Origin of the sequence: Streptomyces sp. NPDC057963 (assembly GCF_042887155.1) — a bacterium.
In the GTDB taxonomy this organism is placed as follows: Bacteria; Actinomycetota; Actinomycetes; order Streptomycetales; family Streptomycetaceae; genus Streptomyces.
In genome coordinates this window covers 59438-71909 of sequence record NZ_JBHVPX010000018.1, presented here as the reverse complement: position 1 = coordinate 71909, position 12472 = coordinate 59438, and the positions used below count along the sequence as shown (strand labels likewise).

Genomic DNA, 12472 nt, shown 5'->3' with positions numbered 1-12472 from the left:
AAGAGCGCATGGCGGTGTTCGTCGCGCTCGGCGCGTTCCTGATGACCCTGGCCGGCGGCTGGGTCGCCCAACGCGTCACCGACCGCCGCCATCTGGTACTCGGTTTCGCCGGCGGACTGATGCTCGGTGTGGTCGGCCTGGACCTGCTGCCGGAGGCGGTCGGCGCCGCGGGCGAGCCCGTCTTCGGCGTCCCCGCAGCCCTGCTGCTGTTCGTGGGCGGCTTCCTCGTCGCCCATCTGGTGGAGCGCCTGCTCGCGGTGCGCCAGGCGGCACACGGCGCGGGCGAGGAGCGGGTGCCGCAGGTCGGACTCACGGCGGCGGCGGCGATGGTCGGCCACAGCCTGATGGACGGCGTCGCGCTCGGCGCGGCCTTCCAGGTGGGCGCGGGCATGGGAGCCGCCGTCGCCCTCGCCGTCATCACGCACGACTTCGCCGACGGCTTCAACACCTACACGATCACCAGCCTGTACGGGAACGCCCGCCGCAAGGCCCTGCTCATGCTGTTCGCCGACGCCCTGGCACCGGTCGTGGGCGCCGCGACGACGCTGCTGTTCACCCTTCCGGAGGAACCGCTCGGCTGCTATCTCGGCTTCTTCGGCGGCGCACTGCTCTACCTCGCCGCCGCCGAGATCCTCCCCGAGGCACACCACGAACACCCGGCCCGCTCCACGCTGCTGTGCACGGTGGCCGGGGTGGGTTTCATCTGGCTGGTCGTGGGCATCGCGGACTGACCACCGCGCCGCACCCGGGCACCTCACAATTTCCCGCCCCGCCCGCCGTCGCGCGGCGCGGGCGCGATCAGCGTCGACAGGTACGGCAACGGCCCCTCGGTGAGGTCCGCCGCCGGCCGGATCGACTCCTCGGGCAGCCCGAGCGCGGAACCCCAGACCGCGTCCTCGGTACGCCCCGTCTCCCGCAGCGCCGCGGCCACCTCCGCCGCCAGCCGGCCGAACTTGTACGCGACGACCGTCCCGGGACCTTCGAGGGCCTCCTTCAGCGCCGCGGCCCCCGCCGTCACCGGCACCAGCGTCAGCGGCTCCGTGCCCTCCGTCAGCACCGCACCGCTGCGGGCGGCCAGATCCTGCATGGCCGTGATCCCGGGCACGGTCTCCACGGCCGTCCCCGGCAGCAGCTCGCCTATCGTCTGCGCGAGATAGGTGAACGTCGAGTACACATTGGGGTCGCCGATCGTCGCGAACGCCACCGAACCATGGGTACGCAGCAACGCGGCGACCCGCTCGCCCGCCGCGTCCCACGCCGCCTCCCGGCGTGCCCGGTCCGTCCGCTCATTGAGCGCGAACACCACCCGCACGACCTTGTCGGCCGCCACGTAGTGCAGCACGGTCGCCTCCGCCCGCCCCCGCTCACCGGTGTCCATCACCGGCACGACGACGACCGCGGCATCGCGCAGCGCGTTCACGCCCTTGACGGTCACCAGCTCCGGGTCACCGGGGCCCACGCCGACGCCGACCAGCCTGCTCGTACCGTGACCGTGGTTCATCCCTCGCACCTCTCAACGAATCGGCGGACCATACCGGGCGCCGAAGCCCCATGCGTATGCAGATAACTCGCGTGCACGCCCCGCTGCACGAACCCCTCCACGCGCCGCTCCGGCTGATGCAGACCCCACGCCGGTGCGGCCCCGGCGCCCGGCTCCAGCACGGTCCGGTGGAACTCGTGCCCGCGCACCCGCGTCCCGGGCGCCGCCAGCACACTCTCGGAGACCGCCACGGCCTCCCGGTAGCCCAGCGTCAGCCGTTCGGACATCCGTGCCTCGGCGTCGAGGACCCCGCACATCGGCAGCCCGTCGAGCGAACGCGCCAGATACAGCAGCCCCGCACACTCGGCGGCCACCGGAGCCCCCGAGGCCGCCAGCTCCGCGACGGCCTTGCGCAACGGCTCGTTGGCGGACAGCTCGGGGGCGTACACCTCGGGAAACCCGCCCCCGACGACCAGCCCGCGCGTGCCCTCGGGCAGCGCCTCGTCCCGCAACGGGTCGAACGGCACGACCTCGGCCCCGGCGGCGGCAAGCAGCTCGGTGTGCTCGGCGTAGGAGAACGTGAACGCGGCCCCGGCCGCGACGGCGACCCGTTGGAGCCGGGGAGCGGCCCCGTCGCGGGCGCCGCCCACCGCCTCCGCCGCGTCCCACACCGCGCCCGGCACCGCGGGCGCCGACCGCGCCAACGCCATGAGCGCGTCCAGGTCGCATCCCGCCCGCACCCGGTCCGCCATCGCCGCGACGGCGTCCACCGCGTCGCCCCGCCGCTCGGCCACCGGCACCAGGCCCAGATGCCGTGACGGCACGGCCACCCGCTCCGTCCGCCGCAGCACCCCCAGCACCGGCACACCCGACTCGTCCAGCGCCTCCCGCAGCAGCGCCTCGTGCCGCTGCGAGCCGACCTTGTTCAGGATCACCCCGCCGATCCGCACCCGCGGATCCCACGAGGCGAAGCCGTGCACCAGCGCGGCCACGGACCGCGACTGCGACGACGCGTCGACCACCAGCACCACGGGCGCCCGCAGCACCTTCGCGACCTGGGCGGTCGACGCCAGCTCACCGTGGCCCGCCGCCCCGTCGTACAGCCCCATCACGCCCTCGACGACCGCCAGATCGCAGCCGAGCGCACCGTGCGCGAACAGCGGAGCGACCAGCTCCGGACCGCACATGTACGCGTCGAGATTGCGGCCCGGCCGCCCCGTGGCCAGCGTGTGGTACCCCGGATCGATGTAGTCGGGCCCGACCTTGTGCGCGGACACGGCGAGACCCCGCCCCGCGAAGGCCGCCATCAGCCCCGTGGCCACGGTGGTCTTGCCGCTCCCCGACGAGGGCGCGGCGATCACCAGACGCGGAACGTTCACCGCGGGTCCCTCACCATTCGATGCCCCGCTGACCCTTCTGACCGGCGTCCATCGGGTGCTTGACCTTCGACATGTCGGTCACCAGATCGGCGGCCTCCACCAGCTCCGCGGGCGCGTTGCGCCCGGTGATCACCACATGCTGCGTACCGGGACGGTTGCGCAGCACCTCGATCACCTCGCCGGTGTCGACCCAGCCCCAGTGCATCGGGTACGCGAACTCGTCGAGGACGTACAGCCGGTACGTCTCGGCGGCCAGGTCGCGCTTGACCTGCTCCCAGCCCTCGCGCGCCGCCTCCTCGTTGTTCAGCTGCCGGTCGCGCTGCACCCACGACCAGCCCTCGCCCATCTTGTGCCAGGCGACGGAGCCCCCCTCGCCGCTCGCCCCGAGGACCTTCAGCGCGTTCTCCTCGCCGACCTTCCACTTCGCCGACTTGACGAACTGGAAGACGCCGATCGGCCACCCCTGATTCCAGGCGCGCAGCGCGAGCCCGAAGGCCGCCGTCGACTTCCCCTTCCCGATGCCGGTGTGCACCACCAGCAGCGGACGGTTGCGGCGCTGACGGGTGGTGAGCCCGTCGTCCGGCACGGTGGTCGGCTGTCCCTGCGGCATTACGCGGCCCTCCTGCTGGTCGACTGAACATCCTTGACGAGTCCGGCGATCGAGTCCGCCCGCAGCTCGTCGAGCGTCACGGCGGTGCCGCCGAGATCACGCGCGAGGGCGCCCGCGAGCCCGAGCCGTACGGGCCCCGACTCGCAGTCCACGACGACCGACGCGATGCCCTCCGCCTCGTGCAGCCGCGCCGCCCGCGACGCCAGCGCCACCGGCTCGGGCCCCCCGGTCGCCCGCCCGTCGGTCACCACGACCAGCAACGGCCGCCGCGACGGATCACGCAGCCGCTCCACCCGCAGCACCTCATGGGCCTTCAACAGCCCGGCCGCGACGGGCGTACGCCCGCCGGTCGGCAGCGCCTCCAGCCGTGCCGCCGCCGCGTCCACCGACGACGTCGGCGGCAGCACCACCTCGGCGTCGCTGCCCCGGAAGGTGACCAGCCCGACCTTGTCCCGCCGCTGGTAGGCGTCCAGCAGCAGCGAAAGGACCGCCCCCTTCACGGCACTCATCCGCTGCCGGGCGGCCATCGACCCGGAGGCGTCCACCACGAACAGCACGAGGTTCCCCTCGCGCCCCTCCCGGGTCGCCTGCCGCAGATCGTCCCGCCGGACCACCAGCCCCCGTCCCGACCGCCCCCGCGCCCGCTGATGGGGGGCGGCGGCCTGCACGGTCGCCGCCAGATGCAGCTTGGTCAGGGCGCCCCGCGGACGCCGCGCACCGGTCGTACGCCCGTGCTCGGTGCGCGCCCGGGACCGCCGTCCCGCCGCACCCTCGCCCAGGCCGGGCACGCTCAGCGGCTTCGTACGGAACGGCTCGGCAGCACGTACGGGCTGCTGCTCACCGCCCCCGGAGGACTGCTGCCCCTGCCCCTGCTCGGGCACGGACTGCGCGGGCGTGTCACCGGCCTCGCCCTCGGGCTGCGGCGGCGTGCCGGGCCCGTCGCCCTGCGGGGGCCGGCCGCCGCCACCGGGGCCGTCCGGGTCCGGGTCGTCGCCCTCGCCGCTGTTCTGCTCCAGCGTGTCGTCGAGCTTGTCCTCGTCCAGGCCCGGCGCGTCGAAGGGATTGCGCCGACGCCGGTGGGGGAGCGCGAGCAGGGCGGCCTGCCGTACGTCCTCGGCGAGCACATCCGTACGCCCCGCCCAGGCGGCCAGCGCGGTCGCCGTCCGGGCCATCACGATGTCCGCGCGCATCCCGTCGACCTCGAAGGCCGCGCAGGTGGCCGCGATCTGCCGCAACGCCCCGTCCCCGAGGCGCACTTCGGGGAGCAGCGCACGCGCGGCGACGATCCTCGCCCGCAACGCGCCTTCCTCGGCGGCCCACTCGGCGGCGAAACCGGCGGGATCGTCGTCGTACGCGAGTCGCCTGCGCACGACCTCGACCCGCTGGTCGGTCTCGCGGGACGCGGCGACCTCGACGGTCAGCCCGAACCGGTCCAGGAGCTGGGGCCGCAGCTCCCCCTCTTCGGGGTTCATGGTCCCGACCAGCAGGAAACGCGCCGCGTGCCGTACGGAGACGCCTTCGCGCTCCACGTACGAAGCGCCCATGGCGGCCGCGTCCAGCAGCAGGTCCACGAGGTGGTCGTGGAGCAGGTTGACCTCGTCGACGTACAGGATGCCGCGATGGGCGTCGGCGAGCAGCCCGGGTTCGAAGGCCTTCACGCCCTCGGCGAGCGCCCGCTCGATGTCGAGCGCCCCGACGAGCCGGTCCTCGGACGCGCCGACCGGAAGCTCCACCATGCGCGCATCCCGCGACACGCCGGCCCCGGCCTCGTGGGGACCGTCGGGACACGCCGGATCGGGCGACGCCGGGTCGCACGAGAACCGGCACCCGGCGACGACGGGAACCTCCGGCAGGAGCGCGGCGAGCGCCCGCACGGCGGTGGACTTGGCGGTGCCCTTCTCGCCGCGCACCAGCACACCGCCGACGGCGGGCGAGACGGCGTTCAGCAGCAGCCCGAGCCGGAGATCGTCCTGCCCGACGACGGCGGTGAAGGGGTACGGCGTACTCACGGTGCCTCCATGGGTGAACGGTGTGCTGTCGGCCCCTGCGGCGTTCGCGGAGCGGGGTTCCGGGGGCGGATCCCCCGGTCGTCGGGTGCGCGCAGCCCGCTCACCCGTCCCCCTCCAGATCGCCTTCGAGCTCCAGATACGTGGCCCGCAACCGCTCCAGCGTCTCCGCGTCCGGCTCCGCCCACAGCCCCCGCTCGGCCGCCTCCAGCAGCCGCTCCGAAATCCCGCGCAGCGCCCAGGGGTTGGACTTCTGCATGAACTCCCGGTTCTCCGGGTCGAAGACGTACTCCGCCGACAACTTCTCGTACATCCAGTCGTCGACGACACCCGCCGTCGCGTCGTACCCGAACAGGTAGTCCACGGTCGCGGCCATCTCGAAAGCGCCCTTGTACCCGTGCCGCCGCATCGCCGCCATCCACCGCGGGTTCACCACCCGCGCCCGGAACACCCGGTGCGTCTCCTCGCCCAGCGTCCGCGTCTTCACCTGGTCCGGCGTGGCGCTGTCGCCGACGTACGCCTCGGGCGACTCGCCGGTCAGGTGCCGCACCATGGCGACCATGCCGCCGTGGTACTGGAAGTAGTCGTCCGCGTCCACCAGGTCGTGCTCGCGCGTGTCGACGTTCTTCGCCGCCACCGCGATCCGCCGGAACGCGGTCTCCATGTCGCCGCGCGCCGCCCGCCCGTCGAGCCCTCGCCCGTACGCGTAACCGCCCCAGACCGCGTACACCTCGGCCAGATCCGCGTCCGACCGCCAGTTCCGGGCGTCGATCAGCGGCAGCAGCCCCGCCCCGTACGCCCCCGGCTTGGACCCGAAGATGCGTGCCGTGGCCCGCCGCCGGTCGCCGTGGTCCGCCGTGTCCTCATCGGCGTGCGCCCGTACGTAGTTGGCGTCGGCCGGCTCGTCCAGCTCCGCCACCGTCCGTACCGCGTCGTCGATCAGCCCCACCACATGCGGGAACGCGTCGCGGAAGAATCCGGAGATCCGTACGGTCACATCGATGCGCGGCCGGCCCAGCTCGCCCACCGGTACGACCTCGAAGCCGGTCACCCGGCGCGACGCGTCGTCCCACACCGGCCGGCAGCCGAGCAGGGCCAGGATCTCCGCGATGTCGTCACCCTGCGTGCGCATGGCCGAGGTGCCCCACACGGTCAGACCGACCGACTTCGGATAGTCGCCCGTGTCCGCGAGGTACCGGGCGATCAGGGAGTCCGCGAGCGACTGCCCGACCTCCCACGACAGCCGGGACGGAATCGCCTTCGGGTCGACCGAGTAGAAGTTGCGGCCGGTCGGCAGCACATTGACGAGCCCGCGCGTGGGCGAGCCCGAAGGCCCGGCCGGTACGAAGCCGCCGTCCAGCGCCCGCAGGATGTGGTCGATCTCGTCCGTCGTCCGGGCCAGCCGCGGCACGACCTCCTCGCACGCGAAGCCCAGCACGGCCACGGCGGCCGGGAGTTCGAAGCCCAGGACGTCCCGCACCAGTCCCGCAACGGCCGCGAGGTCCCAGCCGCGCTCCTCCATGCCCTCCGCGAGCCGGCGGCACAGCCGCTCCAGCAGGTCGATCGCGTCCGCACCGGTGCGCGCCGGGCCGTCGACCAGTCCGGTCAGCTCGGCCGGCACCTTCACCGCGGCGCCCGGCTCGGCCAGCAACTCCTTCTCGCTGAGCCCGAAGTGCTCGGCGACCGACGCCCGCAGCCCCGGCAGCGCGTTCGCCGTTCCGCCCCACACCTGGGAGGCGCGCAGCACGGCCAGCACCAGGTTGACCCGTGCCTCGTCGACGGGGCCGCCGCCGAGGATGTGCAGGCCGTCCCGGATCTGGACGTCCTTGATCTCGCAGAGGTAGCCGTCGATGTGCATGACGAACGAGTCGAAGGCGTCCTCGCCCGGCTGTTCGTCGACATGGAGGTCGTGGTGCAGCTCGGCGGCCTTCACCAGCGTCCAGATCTGGGCCCGGACCGCCGGGGCCTTCGTCGGGTCGAGATCGCTGACCAGCGCGTACTCGTCGAGCAGCTGCTCCAGCTTGGCCAGGTCGCCATAGGTGTCGGCACGTGCCATCGGCGGCACCAGATGGTCCACCACCGTGGCGTGCCCACGCCGCTTGGCCTGGGTGCCCTCGCCCGGGTCGTTGACGATGAACGGGTAGATCAGCGGCAGTTCGCCGAGGACGGCGTCGGGACCGCACCCGGCGGACAGGCCGAGGCCCTTGCCCGGCAGCCACTCCATCGTGCCGTGCTTGCCCATGTGGACGACGGCGTCCGCGCCGAACGAATTCTCCAGCCAGCGGTACGTCGCCATGTAGTGGTGCGACGGCGGCATGTCCGGGTCGTGGTAGATCGCGATCGGGTTCTCGCCGAAGCCGCGCGGCGGCTGGATCAGCACCACCACATTCCCGAACTGCAGCGAGGCGAGGACGATCTCGTCCCCGTCCACGTACAGCGAGCCCGGCGGCTCGCCCCAGTGCTCCAGCATCGAGTCGCGCAGCTCCGGCTCCAGCGTGTCGAACCAGGCCCGGTAGTCGGCGAGCGGGACGCGCGCGGGGGCGGCCGCGAGCTGCTCCTCGGTCAGCCACTCGACGTCGTGGCCACCGGCGTTGATGAGGCGGTGGATCAGCTCGTCGCCGTTGTCGGGGTGCCCGTCGACCCCGTAGCCGGCGTCGCGCAGGGCGTCCAGGACCCGCACCGCGGACGCGGGCGTGTCCAGGCCGACGGCGTTGCCGACGCGGGAGTGCTTGGTCGGGTAGGCGGTGAAGACGAGGGCGAGCTTCTTCTCGGCGTTCGCCTTGTGCTTGAGGACGGCGTGGCGCACCGCGATTCCGGCGACGCGCGCGGCGCGCTCGGGGTCGGCGCGGTACACCGGCACGTCGTCCGGGCCCTGCTCCTTGAAGGAGAACGGGACGGTGATCAGCCGGCCGTCGAACTCCGGGATCGCGACCTGCATCGCGGCGTCCATGGGGGAGAGGGCGGCGTCCGACGCCTCCCACGCGGCGCGCGACGAGGTCAGGCACAGGCCCTGGAGCACGGGGACGTCCAGATCGGCCAGCGCGCCGATGTCCCAGGCCTCGTCGTCGCCCCCGGCGGAGGCGTCCGACGCGCGGGTGCCGCCCGCCGCGAGGACCGTGGCGACCAGGGCGTCCGTACGGCCGAGCAGCTCGTAGAGACCGGCGTCCGCGCCGCGCAGCGAACCGCAGTACACCGGCAGGGCGTTGGCACCGCGGGCCTCGACCGCGTCGCAGAGGACGTCCACGAACGAGGTGTTCCCGGACAGCTGGTGCGCCCGGTAGAAGAGCACCCCGACGGTCGGGCGGCCCTCGACGGACGCGCGGTCGCCGTGCAGGCCCCACTCGGGCATCTTCTGCGGCTCGGCGAAGCCGTGGCCGGTCAGCAGGACGGTGTCGGAGAGGAAGCGGGCCAGCTCCACGAGGTTTCCGGGGCCGCCCTCCACGAGGTAGCGCAGCGCCTCGGCGACCACACCGGCCGGCACGGACGACTCGGCCATCAGCTCCGCGTCCGGGACGGCCTCGCCGCCCAGCAGCACGGTCGGGACGCCGGACGCCCTGAGGACGGCCAGCCCGTCCTCCCAGGCGCGCTTGCCGCCGAGGAGACGGACGACGGCGACGGAGGAGCCCTCGATCAGCGCGGGGAGTTCCTCGCGGGCGTCGATGCGGGTGGGGTTGCCGATGCGGTACGGCGCGCCGGAGGCACGCGCGGCGAGGAGGTCCGTGTCGGCGGTCGACAACAACAGCACGGTGCTCATAGGGGCGTTCATGCGCGTGCTCCAGGTGCTCCGGGGGCGATGAAGGGAAGTTCTGCCGGCGCGCCCGACTCGATGAGCCGCAGCAGCGCGTCGGTGTCCGCGTGTTCTTCGATGAGGTCGCCGAGGCGGTCGAGCTGTTCCTCGCGCAGCGCGGCGAAGCAGGTGTCGGGGGCGGGGACGAAGCGCCGGCCGGCGGTCCGTGCGATCTCGGTCAGGAAGCGGCGGCGGAACGCGTCGCTCTCCAGCGAGCCGTGCCAGTGGGTGCCCCACACGGCACCGGCCCGGCATCCGTCGAGGAACGCCTCCCCGCCGCGTACGTCGGCGACGCCGTGGTGGATCTCGTACCCCTCGACAGGGGCGCCGAGCGCCTCGCCGACGGGGCGGGCGAGGGTCTTCTCGCGGTCGAAGCGGACGCGTACGGGCAGCAGGCCGAGGCCGTCGACGTGCCCGGCTCCCGACTCGACCTCGTCCTCGATGTGTTCGCCGAGGATCTGGAAGCCGCCGCAGATCCCGAGGACCGGCCGGTCCTCGGCGGCGCGCCGCACCAGGGCGTCGGCGAGGCCGCGCTCGCGCAGCCAGGACAGCGCCTTCACGGTGCCGCGGGTGCCGGGCACGATGACGAGGTCCGCGTCGGCCAGCTCCTCGGCGCGGTCCACGAACCGGACGACGACGCCCGGTTCGGCGGCCAGCGCGTCCACATCGGTGAAGTTCGACATCAGGGGCACGGCGCACACCGCGACCCGCAGCACCTCGTCGCCGTACGGCGGCGCGACGACCGATTCGCGTACGGCTCCGCGCAGCGAGACCCGCAGCCCGTCCTCCTCGTCGATGCCGAGGCCGTGGGCGAAGGGCAGCACCCCGTACGTCTGCCGCCCGGTGATCCCGCGCAGCATTTCCAGGCCCGGCTCCAGCAGCGACACGTCGCCCCGGAACTTGTTGACGAGGTACCCCGCGATCAGCGACTGGTCCTCGGCGTCGAGCAGTGCCGTCGTACCGAAGAACGAGGCGAAGACGCCGCCGCGGTCGATGTCGCCGACGACCACCACGGGGAAGCGCGCCGCCCGGGCGATACCCATGTTCACGATGTCCGTGCGCCGCAGATTGATCTCGGCCGGACTGCCCGCCCCCTCGCAGATCACCGCGTCATACGTGCCCCGAAGCTGTTCCAGGCAGTCCACGACCGTGGAGAGCAGCGCTTCCTGCCGGCCCCCGTGGTAGCCGCGGGCGCTCATCTCGCCCACCGGCCTGCCCATCAGGACGACCTGGCTGGAGCGGTCGCCGCCGGGCTTGAGCAGGACCGGGTTCATCAGCGCGGTCGGCTCCACCCGGGCGGCCTGCGCCTGCATGGCCTGGGCACGGCCGATCTCGGCACCCTCGCGGGTGACGAACGAGTTCAGCGACATGTTCTGCGCCTTGAAGGGCGCCACCTTCACGCCCCGGCGCACGAGCCAGCGGCAGATGCCCGCGGTGACGACGCTCTTGCCCGCGTCCGAGGTGGTTCCGGCGACCAGCAGTCCGCCGCTCATGTCCGTCTCCGTCCTGTGATGCGCGTTCCCGGCACACGGGTTCCGGCGGTCCCGCGCCCCGCGATCCGCCGTGCGGCGAGGCCCGCGCCCAGCCGTCCCGCCACGCACACGCCGAGGGCCAGTGCGCCCACCCGGCGCGACAGCCGTACCGCGCGTTCGATGTCCTCGGTCTCCACGGCCCGGCCCGTCTCCCCGTTGAGGACCGGACGGTGCTCGACCCGGCCGCCGTACGCGAGCGTCCCGCCGAGCCGTACGCCGAGCGCACCCGCGAACGAGGCTTCCACCGGGCCCGCGTTGGGGCTCGGGTGCTCGGCCGCGTCGGCCCGCCAGGCCCGTACCGCTGCCCGTGGCCGCCCGCCCGCGGCCACGGCGAGCAGGGCCGTGAGCCGGGCACCCGGCCAGCCCGCGAGGTCGTCGAGCCGGGCCGAGGCCCAGCCGTAGCGGCGGTGGCGGGGCGACCTGTGGCCGACCATGGCGTCGAGGGTGTTGGCGGCCCGGAAGCCGACGAGGCCGGGCACCCCGGCCAGCGCACCCCACACCAGGGCGCCGACCACGGCGTCCGAGGTGTTCTCGGCCACGGACTCCACCACGGCACGGGCGATCTGCGGTCCGTCGAGGGAGTACGGGTCCCGCCCGCACAGATGCGGCAGCCGCTCGCGGGCACGCTCGATGTCACCGGCGGCCAGGGCGGCGCCGATGGTCCGGGCCTCACGCCCCAGGGACGTACCGCCGACGACGGACCAGGTGGCTGCGGCGGTCAGCGCGACGGAGGCGGCGGGGCGGCTGCGTACGGCACGGGTGATCAGCGCGGCACCACCCGCGGCGCCTCCGGCGCAGACAAGGGTGTGCAGCGCGCCCCACCCGCGGTGGTCGCGCCACAGCCGGCGCTCGACGCCCGCCGCGGCCCGTCCGAAGGCGGCGACGGGATGCCCCCTGCGGGGGTCACCGAGCAGCAGATCGCCGATCAGGCCGACTGTGGCGCCGTACGCGAAGATGCGGTCGGCACGCACGGCTCAACCGGCCGTCACGCCTCGGAGGAGCTTCGTACAGGCGGCTCTCGTCGAGAGCGCCACGGCATCGGACGCACGGCAGCCAGGCATGGCGATATGTCCTCACTCAGGGTCCGCGCCCTGGTTCGACGTGACCGGCGACGAGAGTCTCCTGGCTCCCGGATCCGCAGTTCCCCGGCCTTCCAGCCCGCTCGCGCGTGCCGTGACTTCCGGTGTGGGGGACTGCTCCCCGGTGACAGTGGCGGGACCGCGCCGGATTCGCACCGGCTTCCTCTGCTGTCGCCGTAATTGGCTCCGGCAGTCCACCACGCTGTGCAAACGCCCGTCAACTTGCCGTTGACCTGCGGCGGCGCAGTGTGCTGAGGCCCACACCGGGCCGGAGCACACCACTGCGGGCCGGACACACGAGAGGTGTCCGGCCCGACGGGGGTGAGCGGAGGACCGCTCAGGCGACGATCAGATAGATCCCGTACGCGACCGCCGCCGCGCACAGCGTGAAGCAGACGTACGCGCCGGCGCGGGCCAGCAGCAGTGAGCCGCCGGAGCCGCCCTGCGCCGCCGGTTCGGGCTGCTTCGAGAGGCCGACGATTCCCAGGGTGAAGAGGCCCACCAGCGCGACGGTGACGACGAGGGAGACACCGAAGACGGAGCCGAGGGCTGCCCAGTCGATTTTCATGCTGATTCCTTAGACGGACGGCCGGGCCTGG

At 73.5% G+C, this 12472-nt stretch carries 9 protein-coding genes and 1 riboswitch; of the genes, 1 reads left to right on the top strand and 8 read right to left on the bottom strand.

The window, feature by feature from the left end:
* The first annotated feature begins 8 nt into the window (after positions 1–8).
* Positions 9–731, top strand: a complete 723-nt coding sequence (locus ACFVT1_RS32010; protein WP_389801705.1) for a ZIP family metal transporter — start codon at positions 9–11, stop codon at positions 729–731.
* A 23-nt stretch (positions 732–754) separates the two neighbouring features.
* On the opposite strand, the gene cobI is transcribed toward ACFVT1_RS32010, so the two are convergent.
* From cobI to ACFVT1_RS31970, 8 genes are all read right to left on the bottom strand, one after another.
* Positions 755–1501 (bottom strand): precorrin-2 C(20)-methyltransferase, encoded by a 747-nt coding sequence (gene cobI, locus ACFVT1_RS32005; protein WP_389801703.1) that lies wholly within the window; start codon positions 1499–1501, stop codon positions 755–757.
* Positions 1498–2859 carry a cobyrinate a,c-diamide synthase gene (locus ACFVT1_RS32000; protein WP_389801700.1) on the bottom strand — a complete coding sequence of 454 codons (1362 nt, stop codon included), beginning with the start codon at positions 2857–2859 and terminating at the stop codon, positions 1498–1500. Before ACFVT1_RS32000 ends, cobI begins: the two co-directional genes overlap by 4 nt.
* Positions 2860–2869: 10 nt before the next feature.
* The gene (gene cobO / locus ACFVT1_RS31995; protein ID WP_389801697.1) at positions 2870–3469 is read right to left on the bottom strand and encodes a cob(I)yrinic acid a,c-diamide adenosyltransferase; all 600 of its coding nucleotides are present in this window, start codon (positions 3467–3469) and stop codon (positions 2870–2872) included.
* Entirely contained in the window at positions 3469–5478 is a 2010-nt protein-coding gene (locus tag ACFVT1_RS31990) for a putative cobaltochelatase (protein WP_389801693.1), read from the bottom strand. Before ACFVT1_RS31990 ends, cobO begins: the two co-directional genes overlap by 1 nt.
* 100 nt (positions 5479–5578) lie before the next feature.
* On the bottom strand, positions 5579–9229 hold the full coding sequence (gene cobN, locus ACFVT1_RS31985) for a cobaltochelatase subunit CobN (RefSeq protein WP_389801782.1): 3651 nt from the start codon (positions 9227–9229) through the stop codon (positions 5579–5581).
* An 8-nt stretch (positions 9230–9237) separates the two neighbouring features.
* On the bottom strand, positions 9238–10755 hold the full coding sequence (locus ACFVT1_RS31980) for a cobyric acid synthase (RefSeq protein WP_389801690.1): 1518 nt from the start codon (positions 10753–10755) through the stop codon (positions 9238–9240).
* Positions 10752–11765, bottom strand: coding sequence for a cobalamin biosynthesis protein (locus tag ACFVT1_RS31975; RefSeq protein WP_389801687.1), 1014 nt, complete (start codon positions 11763–11765; stop codon positions 10752–10754). Before ACFVT1_RS31975 ends, ACFVT1_RS31980 begins: the two co-directional genes overlap by 4 nt.
* A 144-nt stretch (positions 11766–11909) precedes the next feature.
* Positions 11910–12040: riboswitch (cobalamin riboswitch) on the bottom strand.
* Positions 12041–12210: 170 nt separating this feature from the next.
* Positions 12211–12441: a hypothetical protein gene (locus ACFVT1_RS31970; protein WP_389801685.1), complete on the bottom strand. Its 231-nt coding sequence runs from the start codon at positions 12439–12441 to the stop codon at positions 12211–12213.
* Between the last annotated feature and the right edge of the window lie 31 nt (positions 12442–12472).

Excerpts from the sequence above, each read along its gene's own strand:
- ACFVT1_RS32010 (WP_389801705.1), top strand. The coding sequence starts at position 9 with ATGGCGGTGTTCGTCGCGCTCGGCGCGTTCCTGATGACCCTGGCCGGC.
- cobI (WP_389801703.1), bottom strand. The coding sequence starts at position 1,501 with ATGAACCACGGTCACGGTACGAGCAGGCTGGTCGGCGTCGGCGTGGGC.
- cobO (WP_389801697.1), bottom strand. The coding sequence starts at position 3,469 with ATGCCGCAGGGACAGCCGACCACCGTGCCGGACGACGGGCTCACCACC.
- cobN (WP_389801782.1), bottom strand. The coding sequence starts at position 9,229 with ATGAGCACCGTGCTGTTGTTGTCGACCGCCGACACGGACCTCCTCGCC.
- ACFVT1_RS31980 (WP_389801690.1), bottom strand. The coding sequence starts at position 10,755 with ATGAGCGGCGGACTGCTGGTCGCCGGAACCACCTCGGACGCGGGCAAG.
- ACFVT1_RS31970 (WP_389801685.1), bottom strand. The coding sequence starts at position 12,441 with ATGAAAATCGACTGGGCAGCCCTCGGCTCCGTCTTCGGTGTCTCCCTC.